Genomic DNA, 17,265 nt, shown 5'->3' on the forward strand with positions numbered 1-17,265 from the left:
TCCTAAGCCATAAGGGATTCTTACCTCGGCGTGCGTGCGGCTTGCGAAGATAGAAGGATGCAGACCTGGATTCCCCTCGTGGTCCCCGCCCTGACTGCGCTCGCGCTCATGATTGTGCCGGGCCTAGCTCTGGCCATCTGCGTCGGACAGCGCGGCGTCAACGCCGTCTTGCTCTCACCAGCACTGTCGGTGTCGCTGATCACGGTTGCCGCCGTGATCTACGGACCAACAGGCCTGCATTGGGCGCCCTGGATGCCTCTATCCCTGACGGTGGTGGCATGTCTGGTGGTCCTGCTCGCTCGCTTCATCATTGCGCGTATCCGTCGGCGCCGAGATAGCGCATCGACCGGCCAAGCCGATGTCGATGAAACCTCCGATGACCAGGTCATTGCATGCCCCTGGTTTCAGCGATCTGATCTGTGGATATACGGAGGATGGCTGGTGGCGGCGGTGCTCTGGCTGCGAAATATCCGCAATCTTCTGAAGTTCCCCAGCGCGATCTCGCAAACGTTCGACAACGTCTTCCATCTCTCAGCCATTCAGTACATCCTCGAACATGGCAATGCCTCGACGCTGACCCTGAGCTCACTCAACGCCTCCCCGGGTGACCCGGTCTACTATCCGGCAGCCTGGCACGACCTGGGATCGCTCACGGTTTTACTGACCGGCACGTCGGTTCCCATCGCCTCAAACGCCGTCCTGACTGCGACGTTTCTGGTGTGGCCGCTCAGCTGCCTCTTCCTGGTGCGCACGCTCCTGAAAAAACCGTCCCCAGCCGCTATGCTCGCCACCGGCGTTTTAAGCGCCGGATTCAGCGCGTTCCCTCTGCTCCTGGCTGGGTACGGTGTGCTCTACCCGAACCTGCTGGGGCTTGCGCTCGCCCCCATTTTGATAGGTCTCGGAGTCGATCTGCTGCGGGCGACACCTGCACGGCGTTTCCACACGTGGCATGCCGTTGTGCTGATCGTCCTAGCGGTGCCCGGAATTGGGATGTCCCACCCGAATGCTGTGATGACGGTGGCATTGATCGCAATCCCCGTCGTCGGCATGAGGATCCTGACGGTGCTGCGAGATATGTTGCGCCGTCACCGACCCCCGCTGCCGGGCATTGCGGAAATTATTGGGCTCTTTATTCTTCTGGCCGCGATTTACAAGAGCTGGGCGATTGTGCGCCCACCTCGCAGCCAGGCCGGGTGGGAACCGGTGATGCAACAGGCCGACGCCATCGGGCAAGCTATTGTGAATGCGCCGCTCGGGCAATGGCCCGCCTGGGTGGTCAGTGCTTTCGCCCTGTTCGGCGTGTACCGCATCATTCGCACCCGACAGAATCTTTGGCTTCCTCTGGTGTGGTGCGTGCTCGTCTTCTTCTGGCTGGTGGTAGCCAGTTTCCCGGCGAATAACTGGCGCTACAAACTCACCGGTGTGTGGTACAACGATTCCTTCCGGCTCGCCAGCATATTGCCGCTCGCTGCGCTTCCTTTAGCTGCGCTCGGTGTTCATCACCTTGCGTTGTGGCTGACCTCGCTGATTCACAGTCGGCACCGGCTCGTGAGCTCCGCTGGTGGCGGGGCGGCGGTGCACGGTGAACGCCGCACGCATCGCGCGCAGCACGCGACCGGGGCGGCTGCAGCGGTGGTCGCCGTCGGAATATCCGGCGTGCTGGTCGCAACCACCCAACGCGGAACCTATATGGACTACGCCGTGGACTGGGCAGGATCCACCTATCGGCTCTCCGATACCAGCCAACTGCTCACCAAAGACGAATACAACCTGATTATGCGGCTACCCTCATTGGTTCCACGCGATGCGGTCATTGCCACCAACCCGTGGAATGGTTCATCCCTGGCCTATCCGCTGACCGGTTTGAAAACTACGGCGCATCATGTGCTGGCATACCGCACCCACGATGCGGCGCTGCTGGATGATCACCTGGATCAAGTCGCCTCTGATCCCGCGGTGTGCCCGGCCATTGACCGCCTCCATGTTGACTACGTGCTCGACTTTGGCGATCAGGAAGTGAACGGAGGGGAGCACCCCTATCCCGGGTTCGATGATCTCGACACCGCCCCCGGGTTCAAATTAGTGGCGCATGAGGGACAGGCGAAGCTCTTCAAAGTAACCGCCTGTGCAAAGCCTTCCTAGCCTGTAAGCGGAGCTTTCCTAACCCTGAGGCGGCGCTTTTCTAACTCGTAAGCGGACCACTGATCGATCACAGTTAAGCCGCATGCACCTGAAGTGAGTGCAGCCGGCGGTAAGCGACCAGGCTGTCTTAGCAAACAGGGATCGATGCTTGAATAGAGACCATGCGCGATTCCAATCTCTCCCGCACGGAAAACACCTCCCGTACGGCAGCCGAAGCATTTGTGACAGACCTCGGTCATTTCGTCAGTGCCTCCCCATCTTCGTTCCATGCGGCGGAGGAAAGCGCCCGGCGTCTCGAAGCAGCCGGATTCACGCGGCTCAGCGAAACCGATGCGTGGACCGACCTGCGCGGCGAATTTTTTGTCGTGCGCGATGGCGCAATCATCGCCTGGGTCTGCCCTGAGGCCGCCGACAGTAACTCTCCGTTTCATATCGTCGGGGCGCACACGGATTCGCCGTCGCTCAAGCTCAAGCCTGCATCCACCATTGGGCGCGACGGCTTTACCCAGGTTGGGGTTGAGGTATATGGCGGCACGCTCTTAAATTCCTGGCTTGATCGGGAACTGTGCCTGGCGGGGCGGTTGATCACCCGGGACGGCACGCAGCATCTGACCCGTACCGGACCGATGATGCGGGTCCCACAGTTGGCCGTGCATCTGGATCGCGGGGTCAACGGCGAGGGTCTCGTGTTAGATCCGCAGCAGCATATGCAGCCGGTTTTTGGCCTCGGAGAGACCACTGCCGCTGATGTTCTCGGGATCCTGGCCGATGCCGCTGGGATCGATGCCACCGATGTTTCCGGGTACGACATCGTCACGATGGACACCCAACCGCCGGCGATTTTCGGGGCCGACCGCGATTTCTTTGCGAGCCCGCGCCTGGATAATCTGTCCTCCACCCATGCGGGGCTTACGGCACTTATCGAGGTGTCGGCCTCGCCTCGCGACGACGCTCCCATCGCCGTGTTTGTCTCCAACGACCACGAGGAAATCGGGTCTTCGACGCGGTCTGGGGCAGCGGGTCCGTTCTTGGAAGACATCTTGGTGCGTCTGCATATGAGTCTGGGTGGGGACCAGGCCTCGCTGCGCCGCGCCTACGCGAATTCGGCGGTAATTAGTTCCGATGCGGGGCATTCAGTCCACCCCAACTATCCCGAACGTCACGACCCCGCCGTACGACCGGTTCTCGGCGGAGGCCCCCTGCTGAAAATTAACGCGAATCAGCGCTATGCCACCGATGCTCAGGGCGCGGCGATGTGGGCTCGTATCTGTGAAGCGGCCGAAGTCCCCTATCAGGAGTTCGTGTCGAAGAATACGATGCCGTGCGGTTCCACCATCGGGCCGATCACGGCAACCCGGCTGGGCATGCTCACCGTGGATGTCGGCATCCCGTTGCTGTCGATGCACTCGGTGCGCGAAATGTGTGCGGTGGTGGATCCGCTGCGCCTAGAGCTCGCCTTGCGCGAATTCCTCGCCGGAACTGACTGACCCGGAACCAGCCGCCACCGTCTGCGCCACGATCTGCTCAACGTGGGAGCGGGCTCGTCGCGTGGTGGCGGCGATTTCGGAGTCGGGCCCATGTTCACGCAGCGCATCGTTAACCAGTTCATCCACCTGGTACAGCGCCGATTCAAACTCACCGGCCTGGGCACACGCCACCGCTAGGTCCGCGCGAGCGGTCAGAACTGTCTGCGAGGTCGCGCCGTGCTGATCAATCAGATCCGGCAATGCGGCGAACAGAGCACGCATCTGGTCTCCGCTCATGCCCCCAGCGCCCCTTTGTTGCGCACTAACCGCGCAAGCACGTCGGTTCTCACCGAGGATTTCTGGGGCACGCCGTCAAATCGAGGGGGCATAGTTTGGTCCACCCGCATCCAACCGTCGGTATCGCCCACCGGGGCGTCATGGCCAAGGCCGTCGGCGCTGACCTCGATACCGAACAGTGTGTGCAGGGCGGCGACGTATTCCTGAGCCTGACCTTCGCGGGCAAGCTGTTGAGCGCGCATGGTCGGCGAGTGCATCACTTTGGCGAAGATCCGGCGAATGCGGCGCTCCACATCGTTCGCGACCTGCGGCTCATGCTCCTCATGCAATCGGGCGATTTCCTCGTCCATGGCGGTGCGCACGGTCGCCCGCAGGGCCGAGACAGCCGGGTCGAGTTTGCGGATTTCCTGTCGCGATTGGAAGCGTTCGACCCCTTCGGCCACGATCGCCCGGGCCGCCGCAATAGCTTCGGTGGTGGCCTGATCCATGGGAGCGGCGATATCGGTGAGGCCGATCACCCGGATATGGCTCATGTGTCGCACGAGCGCGTGCAGGTCTGAGTGGAGGGCAAGGTCTAGCACGAGGGTGGGGCCGGATCCGAAGAAGCACTCCGGGAAGAGGGAGGTTCCGCGGCCAGAGCAGGCCAGTACGAGATCCGCTGCGCGCACAGCGTGGCTGAGGTCCGTGATGGGCACAACGTGGACGTCATGGCTTTGGGCGAAGGATTCTGCGCGGCCTGACCCTGAGAATACCGAGATGTCGGTGCACCCTCGGCGGGCGAGATCGCTCACCCCGAGTCGGGCATAAGCTCCCGTCCCGACGACTAGGACTCGCACGTCGCGCAGGGAGCCGAGGATTTCTTCGGCGCGGTCGAGCGCAACTGAGGCGCCTGAGCGTCCAGCGACACCGACTTTGGTGTGGCTCACCACCCGTTTGGCGTAGCGAAAACCGACTTGGAACAGGTCATTCAACATGGCAGTGGTGTGACCCGCTTCGAGTGATGCCCCGAACGCTGTGCGGACCTGGCCGGTGATTTCGGCTTCTCCCACCACAACCGACCGCAGGCCGGCCATCACTTCGTATAAATGCTCGGCAACTTGCGGACCCATGGCGGCGTCCAGGCACATGGAGACCATGTCGGGGTCGATACCGGAGGACTCGGCAATGGCCTGGATCACCAGATCGACGCCGTCGTGAAACCGTTCGGCATCGAGATAGATTTCGAGGCGGTTGCAGGTCGCGATGACCACCCACCCTAAAAGGGGCGAGTTATTAGCGCGGTCGAGCGGACCTGTAATTGCAGCCAGCATTTCGGGGATTTTTCGCGCGCCTCGGGTGAGCGCGTCGAGCACCTCGAGGTCGAGGTGCTCGTGGGTAGCGCGAAGGGCGACGAGCATAGGCTCTATCGTAACGAGGCTTTCCGGCGGTCCCGGAAGATCCCTACGCCGGGTGATAAGCCCCACATCGCTGTGGCAGGCAAGAGTCTGAGACATCCAGAGAGATGGGGCACAATGGGGCCATCATGAGTCGAAGCAGCACGTCATCCCCCATTTTTAGTGACGCCCCGTCAGATCAGTTGGGTGGCCGGTCCACCGGCGATGAAGCCGCCCCAGCACCTTCCCACACCCCAACCTCCCCAGAGGGTCTTGTAAGTCCCGACGCTTTTCTGCCAGCCTCACACCCTCTGTGCCAGGGTGCTGAGAAAGGCCCCGCCAACTCCCCGTTGCTCGCGCGCTATCGCGGACAGGGCTCTCAGGTCAGCGATGCTCCACCCAGCGTCTGGTTTATGCGCCAAGCGGGCAGATCCCTGCCGGAATACCGGAAAGCGCGCGAAGGTATCGCCATGCTCGATGCCTGTTTGATGCCCGAACTGGTCGCGGAGATCACCGTCCAACCAGTGAGGCGGCATCAGGTTGACGCCGGTATTTTCTTCTCCGACATTGTGGTGCCGGTGCGTTTAGCTGGACTCGGGGTCGAGATCCAGCCCGGCGTTGGACCGGTGGTTGAGCATCCGTTGCGCGCGGAAGCAGACATTAATGCTCTGCCTGCTGTCAGCGGCAATGACGCTCTTGACGCTGCGTTTGACCCGATTCGCGACGCCGTGCGCCTGACGACTAAAGAGCTCGGTACCACTCCCCTGATCGGGTTTTGCGGCGCACCATTTACCATCGCGTCCTACCTCGTCGAGGGCGGACCGAGTCGGGACCACCTGCGCACCCGCAGCCTCATGTTTTCTGACCCCGAGCTGTGGGATCGGCTCGCATCCTGGGTTGCTGACCTCTCCGGGCGTTTCCTGCGAGCCCAGGTTCTTGCCGGCGCCAGTGCCGTCCAGGTATTCGACTCCTGGGCCGGGAATCTTTCGCGCGAACAGTATGTGCGGCACGTCGCCCCGCACACCGCCCGGGTTTTCGCGCACGTCGCCGACCTTCCCGTGCCCAAAGTTCATTTCGGAGTGGGAGCAGGCCATTTACTTCAGCCCATGCGTGCGGTAGGAGCCGACGTGGTGGGGGTTGATCATCGTTTACACCTGCGCGATGCACTCGCCATCCTCGGGCCAAATACAGCGGTGCAAGGAAACCTCGACCCGGCCTGCTTATTCGCCACCGAAGATGCACGTTTCGCCCATACTCGTGAAGTGGTGGACGCCGGATCGGCGGCAGCCGGGCATGTGGTGAACCTCGGCCACGGCGTGCCACCCCATACCGACCCGCAGGTCCTCACCGACCTCGTCGCCTATATCCATTCGCTGCGTCCCTACGGTCCAGACGCAACAGCCTCACAGAATGGGCATACCCATGAATGACACCACCACCGCCCGTCGAACACTTGTGATCGGCGGAGGAATCTCTGGGTTGCTCTACGCCTGGCAAGCCCAGCAAACCGGGTGCCAGGTGACCGTCCTCGAAGCCGCCTCCGTCTGCGGCGGAGCCATCGGCGCGCATGAACTCGACGGCCTTGAGCTCAACACAGGCGCCGAAGCGTTTGCGACCGCGGGTGGCACCGTGCGCGAGCTCCTGGGCGACCTCGGCCTCAGCGAACACATCGTCGAGCCGTGCCCGTCCGGAAGCTGGGTGGTGACCCGAGGTGGAGCCGCGCCGCTGCCAGCCGCCGGGTACCTCGGCATCCCCGCGAATCCGCTGGCCCCGGATGTCCGCCGGATCATCGGCTGGCCCTCAGCTTTGCGCGCAGCGATCGGAGATGCCCTCCTACCCGGCTCTTATGCCCTGCGCGAAGGCACAACTCTGGGCGATTATGTGCGCACCCGAATGGGACGCCGAGTGCTCACACGGCTCGTTGAACCGGTAATCGGTGGGGTTCACGCCACAGATCCCAATCTGCTGGAACTGGCCGCCATCGCCCCCAAACTCCCGGACGCGACCCGCCGCACCGGTTCCCTCGCCCGAGCCGTGGCACATCTGCGTCCCTCCCGTAAAGCATCCGGCGCCGCTGTGTCCTCCCTGCGCCCCAGCATGGAGCTTCTGCCCCGCACCCTGGCCCAGCAGATCACCGACCGCGGCGGTGTCATTCTCACCAACTCCCCGGTCACCGGCCTGGTCCGTCTACCCGATGGGACTTATCGCGTCAGCTCAGGTCCAGATCAGCAGGAGTTCACCGCCGATCACGTGGTGCTAGCGGCCCCGGGAGAAGTGACCCGGGAGCTCGTGCGCGGGGTGAACCCGGCGGTGGCCGAGCTGATCCCCGTCGCCCCTCCCTCACCGGTCCGACTGGTCACCTTAGTGCTGGATGCTCCGGCGCTGCGCGCCAGGCCCCGCGGCAACGGGGTTCTGATCGCCGCTGAAACCACCGGTGTGCAGGCTAAAGCGCTCACCCATGCCACCGCCAAATGGCCACATCTGCGCGACGCAGCTGGTCAGCGGGAAATTGTGCGCTTGTCTTACGGTCGCTCAGGCGGACCGTTGCCAGCCCCGGAACTTTTCCCCGATCTGGCCCTCGCCGATGCATCCCGGATTCTCGGGGTGCCCTTGGACCGGTCACAGCTGCGCGCCCACGAAGTCATCACGTGGGAACGCGCACTATCTCAAGCCCGAGCGGGTCACCAGGCTGCGCTCGAGGACGTCGAGACCGCTCTGCGTGAAACCCCCGGCTTAAATATTGTCGGCGCGTGGCGCAGCGGAACCGGTCTCGCCGCTATCACCGGATTCACGCGACGTCTCGCTCGCACCATGGAAGGACAGTTATGACCGCGCACCCGCATTCCACCCCTTCGCACCCGGCGCCGCACCTGAGCGGTGAGGGAGAAGATGTCATCCGGTACGCCGCCTACATGGTGTACACCAAGACCCAGTGCCACGGCGCTAAGGCCCCGGTTGATACCGCTGAGCTCACCGCGTCCCTCGAGAAATTCATTGCTGATCAGGAACAGCGCGGAGTTGTGGTCCGCGGCCTGTACGATGTGTCGGATTTCCGGGCAGACGGCGACATTATGACCTGGATGCACGCCGAGAATCCAGCCGCATTGCAGCAGGCGGGACGCGATTTCCGTGCGCTTATGCCCGGCCGCCTCAGCCGCACGTGGGCAGCCATGGGTGTGCATCGCCAGGCTGAGTTCTCTAAGGATCACGCCCCCGCTTTCCTCGATGATCGGCGCACTCCGAAGGAGTGGATCACGGTCTACCCGTTCGTGCGCTCCTATGACTGGTATCTTCTGCCCGAGGATGAGCGCCGCGAGATGCTGCGTGAGCACGGCATGCTCGGCCGCGATTTTCCGCAGGTTCACGCCAACACGGTGGCCGCGTTTGCCCTGGGCGACTACGAGTGGCTGCTTTCTTTTGAAGCTGATCATCTCCACGAACTGGTCGATATGATGCGGCATCTGCGTTACTCTAAGGCGCGCCTGCATGTCCGTGACGAGCTGCCCTTCTATGCGGGCCGCCGCGTCACTCCCGCCACCGCTGCCGATCTGATGAACTGAAGGCCCTCCCGGATGCCCTTGACTGACCACACTGCGCCCGCACCGACAGACTCCACCCAGCCGTTAGAGTCCGACCAGCCGATTGACGATAACCACACCCGCCGAGGCCAACACCGTGCTTTCGACGGGATTTTGCTCGCGTCTTTCGGAGGTCCGGAAAAACCTGAGGACGTTATGCCGTTCCTGCGCAATGTGACGCGCGGTCGGGGCATCCCGGAAGAGCGGCTGGAGGAAGTCAGCCACCACTACCAGGCCATGGATGGCCAGTCCCCAATCAACGACCAGAACCGCGAATTGTTGCGCGACTTGCGGGCGGAGCTGGATCGCCGTGGGATTGAGCTACCCGTTGTCTGGGGTAACCGGAACTGGCATCCTTTTATGCGTGACGCCGTAGACGAGCTGTATGCGCAGGGCAAACGCCATATCCTTGGCATCGCAACCTCCGCATATTCGTCCTATTCGTCCTGCCGGCAATATCGGGAGGATTTCGGGACCATCCTGCGCGATAGTGGCCGCGATGGTGAGATGACGATCGATAAGATCCGCACCTATTTCAACGTTCCGGGTTTCTTGGATCCGGTGGTCGACGGGGTGGACGATGCGCTCACCTCGCTGCTCGATGAGGGCTTAACGCTGCCGGAGATCCGGGTCGTCTTCACCACGCATTCCATCCCGCTCACCATGGCCGACACCTCTGGTCCGGAGGATACGCATGAGCGCGGTTCCGGCGGGTGGTACGTCGAGCAGCACTTGGCAGCCTGCCGATACGTCGCAGGGGCCATCGCACAGCGTCGAGATATCGCGGTCACCGACTTAATGGATGACCCCGACCAGCAGACCGCATCGGGGCCGTTGCTCAGGTGGCAACTCGCCTACCAGTCCCGGTCTGGCCCACCTCAGGTTCCGTGGCTGGAGCCCGACATCGTCGATGTGATCGAGGAGATCAGCGCTTCGGATGACGTGTGCCGAGGCATCGTGGTCGCTCCGATCGGGTTTGTTACCGATCATGTCGAGGTGATTTGGGACCTGGATAAGGAGGCTCGTGAGGCTGCTGAGGAACACGGGCTCACCTTCCGTCGGGTGGCGACCGCGGGTCACGATCCGCGTTTCATTACCGCGCTCGTTGACCTGATTGAAGAACGCCTGGATCCGGCGCGGCCCCGCGCAGCGTTGACCGACTTTGGTATGACCCCTGACGTCTGCGGCCGTCGCTGCTGTCCAGGCAGGACGATTAGACCCACCACCTCGGGCATTGACTCAGATGAGGACTGTGCCCGGGCTGAGCAGGAGTCTGCATGAGCACCAATCCGCAGGCGACTGCTCACACCGGGGGGTCGCTGACCGGTGGTCACGGTGACTATCCGCGTCTACGGGTGGGAACCCGCGGGTCTTTGCTCGCGCTCGCGCAGTCAGAACAGTTTGCGATGTCCTTGGGGTGCCCATTTGAGCTGGTTCCGATCAGTACACACGGGGACAAGGACCGCACGAGTGCTCTGACGTCGATCGGTGGCACCGGTGTGTTTGTGACCGCGGTGCGCCAAGCGCTGTTAGATGGCGAGGTCGATGTCGTCGTTCACTCGATGAAAGATCTGCCCACTGCTCCCCCGGACGGTATTGCACTGGCGTGTGTGCCGCAACGCGAAGACCCTTCCGATGTGCTGTGCACCCGCAATGGCGAGTCGCTCAATGACCTTCCTGGCGGGGCTCGAGTGGGAACGGGTTCACCGCGCCGAGCTGCCCAGCTTTTGCGGATCCGACCGGATCTTTCGGTCCACGGGGTGCGCGGCAATATTGATACGCGTCTTGGCTTAGTAACCGGTGGCTCGTTCGATGCAATTGTGTTGGCGGCGGCTGGTTTGCGGAGAGCTGAACGCACCGCGGCTATCGGCGAGGTGTTTTCACCCGATGCGATGGTTCCGGCCCCCGCTCAGGGTGCCTTGGCTATTGAGTGCCGGGCCCACGATTTTGGATCCCCCAGCTCACAGTTGCCAAGTTCGGACGGCGGCTATCTGGACGGGCATCCGCTGGTGGCGCTCACCCCGCGGCTTGGGGAGGGCGCAGCTTGGTTTGCCCAGTTGTTGCGCGCCCAGGATGACCTAGCCAGTCGGCACGCAACGCTTGCTGAGCGTATGGTGCTGCGCCGTCTCGAAGCAGGATGCGCCGCCCCCGTGGCCGCGTACGCCCATATCACCGCTCAGCCGTGCCCGACGCTGCACCTGCGAGCACTGGTGATCTCGGCGGATGGCTCTCAGATTGTCGATAGATCTGTGTCGGGGGCACTACCCGAGGACTTATCGTCTTTTTCGGCTGAAAAGACTGCGGCTGAGTTGGGTATCCAATGCGCCGATGCCCTGCTCGAAGCCGGTGCCGATGCCATCCTCAAGGCCGCGGCAGAGGCCTTGCACCCTTAAGAACCCGCGGCAGGGTCCGTCCTATCGTCGTGAGGCGCTGCTTTCGCCCATGAATTCCTCCACCGTTGCTCGGTCTGCGCGCAGTGTCGGGTCGCGGTCGAGGTAGAACTTGGTTTCACGGGCTATCAACCCCGACAGCAGTAGCAAACCGATCAGGTTGGGCAGCGCCATCAGGCCGTTCATGAGATCGGCGAAGTTCCATACGATGTCCAGGGGAACCGTCGCACCGACGAACACCATCAGTGTGAAAACAACGCGGTACACGTACACGGCGCGCAGCCCCATTAAACGCTCGACGCAGCGCTCACCGTAGTAGGACCACCCGAGGATTGTGGAGAACGCGAACATAACCAGTCCGATGGTCACGATGTAGCCTCCCCATTCACCGGGCAAACCGTGACTGAAGGCATGGTTGGTCATGACACCCTTATCAATGTCTTCTTTCCACACTCCGGTGGTCACCAGCACCAGGCCGGTGAAGGTCACCACGACCAGGGTGTCGATGAAGGTTTGGGTCATAGATACCAGACCTTGGCGCACCGGGTGATAGGTGCGTGCAGAGGCGGCTGCAATGGGTGCGGATCCGAGCCCGGATTCGTTCGAGAACAGGCCGCGCGCCACCCCCAGCTGCATCATGAGCAGGAAGGCTGAACCAAAAAGTCCACCGGCGGCTGCGCTGCCACTAAAGGCTTCGGTGAAAATGAGGACAATGGCATCGGGAATAGCGCTGACATTTGCGATCAGGATCCATGTAGCGCCGAGGATATAAAAGACGATCATGATCGGTACGAACGCCGCGGTCACTTTACCGATTGCTTTAATACCGCCGATCAGAACAATGCCGGTCAACACGGTGATTACCAGACCGGTTACCCAGACTGGAATCCCGAACGTGCCTTCCATATTGGTGGAGACCGCATTGCCCTGTGTGGTGTTACCGATACCGAACGAGGCTAAGATGGCGAAAATCGCGAACAGCACCGACAGAATTGCCGGGAATACCTTCCACCCAAAATGCTGAGTGAGCCCCTGGCGGAGATAGTATTGCGGCCCACCAGAATATGCACCGGAGGCATCCTTCGTTCTAAACCGCACCGCTAAAAAGGCTTCGGAATACTTTGTCACCATGCCAAAGAGACCGGTCATCCACATCCAAAACAGCGATCCGGGGCCGCCGATTGATATCGCCCCGGCCACACCGACAATGTTTCCCACCCCGACAGTGGCTGCCAGCGCGGTCGTCAGGGCCTGAAATTGCGAAATCTCGCCTTGGTCGTCAGCACCTTCGTCGGTTCGATCGACGAATGCTAGGCGTAGCGCTGGAATCAGCTTGCGCAGTTGCAGACCGGTGAGCCGGATGGTCAGGAAAATTCCCGTTCCGAGCAGCAGGGGGATGAGCAAGAAGGGCCCCCAGACAATGCCGTCAATCGCGACGATAATGTCGTTGAGATGGGTGAGGAATGAAGTGTCTTCGGGCATGGAACCGCCTTTCCGCACCTCGCCGATAACCAGAGCTATCGACGCGGCGCATACGATCGCGTCACCCAGCTACCCTCAGCAGCTGCCGAAATGTGACCTAGGAGACAGAGGAGATGGGACCTGTGCATTCTGCCATCCGAGCGCACGTTCCGTCCGCCATCCCGCGTGTCGAAACCCAATGTTTATGATCGACATGAGGCGTGACAGTGAAATCGTCGCAGCACCCTGACCCCGACAATGGAGGCGGAATGAGCGTTGAGCAGGCACGCGTACTGATCACTCGCCCCGCTGGGCGGGCCGAGGTGTTGCGAGAACTGCTGGCTGATGCTGACATCCAGGCTGATAGCTGTCCGTTTATTGACTTGAAGCTGGCTCCCGAGGATGAGCGGGCCAAGGTGAGTCGTGAAGCTGCCAGCGGTGGTTTTGCATGGGTTGCATTGACCAGTAAAACAGCTGTGGACGCCCTGGATTTCTCTTGGTTCGCTCGGCCCAACAGGTGGCAGCCTCCCCACGGGAAGGTCGGGAGCGATGGCAAGATTGCTACCCACATGGGGACGCTTCCTCGCATTGCCGCAGTTGGGGGGGCCACCGCGCGGGCCGCTGAACGGGCCGGACTCTCCGTAGCGCTGACAGGTCTCGGTTCGGCTCAGGCTCTTTGCGAGGTCTTCCCTCCCCCAGCTCACCCCGACGAGAAGGTTCTTCTGCCGACCTCTGCCAAAGCGGCGTATACGCTCCACGACGGGCTGAGGGCCCTGGGCTACATGGTGATCCGGCGGCATGTCTACGACACGGTGCCCGCCGAGGTACCGCAGCCGGTCCTCGATAGGCTTCGCAAGGGCGAGTATTCCGCGGTGGTGCTGACATCGGGCACAGCGGCTCAACGTCTGCACGCTCTCTGTCCGGCATCGACGATCCGCACCATCGTCATTGGCGAGGCCACCAAGGCGAGCGCCGAGGCGCTAGGACTCACGGTGGCAGCCATGGCGAGCCGTCCGACCGATGACGCACTCGCCACCGCTGTGCGCGAGGTCGTTGCCCACGGCTAGGGCTGCTCTGACACCAGGGCGTTGTGGCCGTCAGGCTTGAGCTTTTAGCCCCTTGGTCGCAGGCTCCACCAATAGGGCGTGAATAGCATGTTTCAGCAGATCGACCACCGGCGTGCCCGGGGGGTTCCACCGGGAGGCGCTTTGCACGGTAAAGCCGCCAACCAAACCGAGGAGTGTCTGCACTCGCTCTCGCATGCGGTCAAGATGCGGATATTTCGCCGTCGCAAGTTCCGATACGGCAGCAATGGTTCTTTCTGTGGTCCGCTCCACCCAGGCTCGCGCGTCCTCGTCGTGGCAAGCCAGCATGGAAAACTGAACCCACATTATCGCCAGGCCGCGTGCCCGTTCGGTGTCAGCTAACGCACCGGTGAGGATCGCCATTAAGGCATCTAAGGGATCGTCGCACTCTGCCAGGATCCGCTCATATTCAAGATGAACGAGTTCGGAGACTCTTTCCATCGCCGCGGACAGCATGTGGCGCTTTGTTGGGAAATGGTGCTGAACTGCTCCGATCGATACTTCAGCTCGATCAGCAACGCTGCGCACAGAGACAGCATCCATCCCCCGCAGGACAGCAATCTCAATCAGACTGTCCGCGATACGGCCAGCGGTCGCTGACCTCGGGGCAGATGAGGGACTCATGTTTCAATCATGCACCTGAATCACGGATAACAGCGACCGAACAATACAATCGAACTGGGGTTTTGTGCAAAATTTAGAGGGGAGATCGGGACGTATGCACGACGCTTTACGTATCGTTCAACTCCGCCGCAGCGGCGTCTTGGCACGTCAGGCGGAATCCTCGCGCTCACCATGATTCAAAGGTCAAACAACCTCAGCTCAGATCTCCATAAATAGTGATGTGCATCACTGCGCAATGGATTACCGTGTTATGAGAGGAAGTTCTACTTTGGAAGCGACCGTGGTTTCAGACCAGCTCACAGCGTGACTGGCTAAGTCAGCGCCAACACCCTACCGCGTTCAGCATGTCCTTAACTACGGCTCCACCACCTGCGCCGCACCCCCACACCACAAGCTTTGACATCCGCATTCCCTTAAGGCCGTCCGCCCTTTATTCTCCGCAGCATTCACCGCAGCGCACACATGGATTCAACGAAGCCCCACGATCCTGGCGTACTGTGACTGCATGCCCATGCAGTTGCCGATCGACCGACCTCGCCGGCTCCGCTCAACCGGCGCCCTACGACGCCTCGTGCGCGAGCACCGGGTCCGTGCATCCGATCTCGTCTTACCCATGTTCGTCCGAGAAGGCGCCGACGCCCCTCGTGAAATCTCCTCCATGCCCGGAGTCCTTCAGCACACACTGGACTCCCTCGTGCGCGCAGCCGTCAGCGCCACCGAAGCCGGAGTCGGTGGCATCATGCTTTTCGGAGTGCCGTTATACAAAGACGCCGTCGGCAGTGGCGCCACCGATGATGACGGCATCTTGAACGTGGCTCTGCGCCGCCTGCGCTCCGAACTCGGAGACGCCACCGTCCTCATGTCAGATCTATGCCTGGACGAGTTCACCGACCACGGTCATTGCGGCGTGCTCACCGAAGACGGCCGAGTAGACAATGACGCCACCCTCCTGCGCTATCAGCAAATGGCCCTGGTACAAGCAGAAGCAGGCGCACACCTGCTCGGGCCATCCGGAATGATGGATGGCCAAGTGCGCATCATGCGCCAAGCGCTCGATGCCAAAGGCCACCAGGACGTCGGCATTTTCGCCTACACCGCCAAATATGCCTCCGCGTTCTACGGGCCCTTCCGAGAAGCCGTGGACTCATCGCTGACGGGCGACCGCCGCACCTATCAGCAAGATCCCGCTAATGGGTCCGAAGCGCTGCGCGAGACCGCACTCGATCTCGACGAGGGGGCAGACCTCCTCATGGTGAAACCCGGGCTGCCCTATCTCGACGTACTCAAAGACGTCTGTGCAATCTCGCCTGTTCCCGTGGGCAGTTATCAGGTTTCCGGTGAATACGCGATGATCGAAGCCGCAGCCGCCAACGGCTGGATCGACCGAGACCGAACCATCTTGGAGTCGCTGCTCGCATTCCGCCGCGCCGGTGCAAGCATAGTTTTAACGTATTACGCCGCTGAGGTCGCCACTTGGCTCCGCAACGGTTTGCCAGCCCACCTGGAGGAATTCGCATGAGCACACCATCTGTCAGCGCTGACTTATTTGAGCGAGCCCGTCGCGTCATCCCGTCGGGAGTGAACTCTCCGGTGCGCGCCTTCGGCTCCGTCGGGGGAACACCGCCGTTCATCACCTCGGCACACGGAGCGTTCGTGACGGACGCGGACGGACGCGACTATGTCGACCTCGTCTGCTCCTGGGGGCCCATCATCTTGGGGCACGCCCATCCAGCCGTGGTCGATGCGGTCCGGGAAGCCGCAGGAAAGGGCCTGTCGTTCGGCGCCCCGCAACCGGGAGAAGTTGAGCTTGCAGAACTGGTGACAGGCCTGATCACCCCGGTGGAGAAAATTCGGATGGTCTCCTCTGGGACCGAAGCCACCATGTCCGCAATCCGTCTCGCCCGCGGCGCCACCGGTCGGGACCTGATCGTAAAATTCGCAGGCTGCTACCACGGCCACGTCGACGCCTTACTCGCCGAAGCGGGCAGCGGCGTGGCGACCTTCGCAATGCCGGGTTCTGCGGGCGTCACTGCGCACACCACCGAAGATGTCCTAGTACTCCCGTACCACGATCGCGATGCTGTGCGCGAAGCCTTCGCTCGCGACGGCCAGCGCATCGCCGCCATCATCACCGAAGCCGCCCCCTGCAATATGGGCGTGATTCGACCCGACGTGCAGGACGGCATCGGGTTTAACCATTTCCTCGCCAACATCGCCCATGCTCACGGTGCCCTTCTGATCAGCGACGAAGTCCTCACCGGCTTCCGGGCCTCCGCCACCGGTCAGTACGGCCTAGATGGCCAAGGGTGGGCACCCGACCTCATGACATTTGGCAAGGTGATCGGCGGTGGCATGCCGGTCGGCGCCTTCGGCGGACGCGCCGACATTATGGATCTGCTGGCCCCGGCTGGACCGGTATATCAAGCCGGAACTCTCTCCGGCAATCCCCTGGCGACCGCCGCGGGCCTCGCCACGCTACGCGCACTTGACGCCTCGGTGTACGCCCGCCTGGGCGATGCTTCCCAGCGCCTGCAAGAAGCCATCTCTGAAGCGCTGACCAGCGCATCGGTTCCTCATACGGTGAATTCAACGGGAACCTTGTTCTCGGTATTCTTCCGAAACGGCGACGTGTGCGACTACTCCGATGCACAACAGCAAGACACCCGCGCCTACGCCGCGTTCTTCCATTCGATGCTGGAGCAGGGTATCGCTCTGCCTCCATCCGCGTACGAAGCCTGGTTCCTTTCTATCGCACACGATGACTCGGTTCTTGACCGCATCGTCGCCGCGTTGCCTGCGGCTGCCCGGGCAGCCGGACGCGTTGCAGGCTCGTCAGCATCGTCCTGAGG

Annotated in this window: 14 protein-coding genes; 10 read left to right on the plus strand and 4 right to left on the minus strand. The window is 62.0% G+C overall.

Annotated features, from left to right (window positions below; genetic code table 11):
• Positions 1-57: 57 nt before the first annotated feature.
• Together BN1724_RS05980 and BN1724_RS05985 are read left to right on the plus strand one after the other, a co-directional pair.
• Positions 58-2,142 carry a DUF6541 family protein gene (locus tag BN1724_RS05980; protein ID WP_058234625.1) on the plus strand — a complete coding sequence of 695 codons (2,085 nt, stop codon included), beginning with the start codon at positions 58-60 and terminating at the stop codon, positions 2,140-2,142.
• Between the two features lie 161 nt (positions 2,143-2,303).
• On the plus strand, positions 2,304-3,629 hold the full coding sequence (locus BN1724_RS05985) for a M18 family aminopeptidase (RefSeq protein WP_058234626.1): 1,326 nt from the start codon (positions 2,304-2,306) through the stop codon (positions 3,627-3,629).
• Here BN1724_RS05985 and BN1724_RS05990 read toward each other — a convergent pair.
• Both BN1724_RS05990 and BN1724_RS05995 read right to left on the minus strand, forming a co-directional pair.
• The gene (locus tag BN1724_RS05990; protein WP_157085785.1) at positions 3,588-3,905 is read right to left on the minus strand and encodes a hypothetical protein; all 318 of its coding nucleotides are present in this window, start codon (positions 3,903-3,905) and stop codon (positions 3,588-3,590) included. The genes BN1724_RS05985 and BN1724_RS05990 overlap by 42 nt on opposite strands.
• Positions 3,902-5,302: a glutamyl-tRNA reductase gene (locus BN1724_RS05995; protein ID WP_058234628.1), complete on the minus strand. Its 1,401-nt coding sequence runs from the start codon at positions 5,300-5,302 to the stop codon at positions 3,902-3,904. The genes BN1724_RS05990 and BN1724_RS05995 overlap by 4 nt, the downstream gene beginning before the upstream one ends.
• 125 nt (positions 5,303-5,427) lie before the next feature.
• Here BN1724_RS05995 and hemE point away from each other — a divergent pair, with 125 nt between their 5' ends.
• From hemE to hemC, 5 genes are read left to right on the plus strand one after another with little or no spacing between them, the layout of a single operon-like run.
• Complete coding sequence (hemE, locus tag BN1724_RS06000) at positions 5,428-6,708, plus strand: uroporphyrinogen decarboxylase (protein ID WP_084253116.1); 1,281 nt, start codon at positions 5,428-5,430, stop codon at positions 6,706-6,708.
• Positions 6,701-8,107: a protoporphyrinogen oxidase gene (gene hemG, locus BN1724_RS06005; protein WP_058234629.1), complete on the plus strand. Its 1,407-nt coding sequence runs from the start codon at positions 6,701-6,703 to the stop codon at positions 8,105-8,107. The genes hemE and hemG overlap by 8 nt, the downstream gene beginning before the upstream one ends.
• Entirely contained in the window at positions 8,104-8,838 is a 735-nt protein-coding gene (gene hemQ, locus BN1724_RS06010) for a hydrogen peroxide-dependent heme synthase (RefSeq protein ID WP_084252809.1), read from the plus strand. Before hemG ends, hemQ begins: the two co-directional genes overlap by 4 nt.
• 12 nt (positions 8,839-8,850) lie before the next feature.
• Entirely contained in the window at positions 8,851-10,137 is a 1,287-nt protein-coding gene (locus BN1724_RS06015) for a ferrochelatase (RefSeq protein WP_058234630.1), read from the plus strand.
• Positions 10,134-11,249: a hydroxymethylbilane synthase gene (gene hemC, locus BN1724_RS06020; RefSeq protein ID WP_084252810.1), complete on the plus strand. Its 1,116-nt coding sequence runs from the start codon at positions 10,134-10,136 to the stop codon at positions 11,247-11,249. Before BN1724_RS06015 ends, hemC begins: the two co-directional genes overlap by 4 nt.
• 21 nt (positions 11,250-11,270) lie before the next feature.
• On the opposite strand, the gene BN1724_RS06025 is transcribed toward hemC, so the two are convergent.
• Positions 11,271-12,728 carry an alanine/glycine:cation symporter family protein gene (locus BN1724_RS06025; RefSeq protein WP_058234631.1) on the minus strand — a complete coding sequence of 486 codons (1,458 nt, stop codon included), beginning with the start codon at positions 12,726-12,728 and terminating at the stop codon, positions 11,271-11,273.
• Positions 12,729-12,934: 206 nt separating this feature from the next.
• Here BN1724_RS06025 and BN1724_RS06030 point away from each other — a divergent pair, with 206 nt between their 5' ends.
• Positions 12,935-13,774, plus strand: coding sequence for a uroporphyrinogen-III synthase (locus BN1724_RS06030; RefSeq protein ID WP_157085786.1), 840 nt, complete (start codon positions 12,935-12,937; stop codon positions 13,772-13,774).
• Positions 13,775-13,804: 30 nt separating this feature from the next.
• Here the strand turns inward: BN1724_RS06030 and BN1724_RS06035 are convergent, their stop codons facing one another.
• Positions 13,805-14,416 carry a TetR/AcrR family transcriptional regulator gene (locus BN1724_RS06035; protein ID WP_058234633.1) on the minus strand — a complete coding sequence of 204 codons (612 nt, stop codon included), beginning with the start codon at positions 14,414-14,416 and terminating at the stop codon, positions 13,805-13,807.
• Positions 14,417-14,927: 511 nt separating this feature from the next.
• Here BN1724_RS06035 and hemB point away from each other — a divergent pair.
• Both hemB and hemL read left to right on the plus strand, forming a co-directional pair.
• Positions 14,928-15,935 carry a porphobilinogen synthase gene (gene hemB, locus BN1724_RS06040; protein WP_058235812.1) on the plus strand — a complete coding sequence of 336 codons (1,008 nt, stop codon included), beginning with the start codon at positions 14,928-14,930 and terminating at the stop codon, positions 15,933-15,935.
• Positions 15,932-17,263 (plus strand): glutamate-1-semialdehyde 2,1-aminomutase, encoded by a 1,332-nt coding sequence (hemL, locus tag BN1724_RS06045; RefSeq protein ID WP_058234634.1) that lies wholly within the window; start codon positions 15,932-15,934, stop codon positions 17,261-17,263. Before hemB ends, hemL begins: the two co-directional genes overlap by 4 nt.
• The last annotated feature ends 2 nt before the right edge of the window (positions 17,264-17,265 follow it).

Source organism: Devriesea agamarum (genome assembly GCF_900070355.1).
In the GTDB taxonomy this organism is placed as follows: Bacteria; Actinomycetota; Actinomycetes; order Actinomycetales; family Dermabacteraceae; genus Devriesea; species Devriesea agamarum.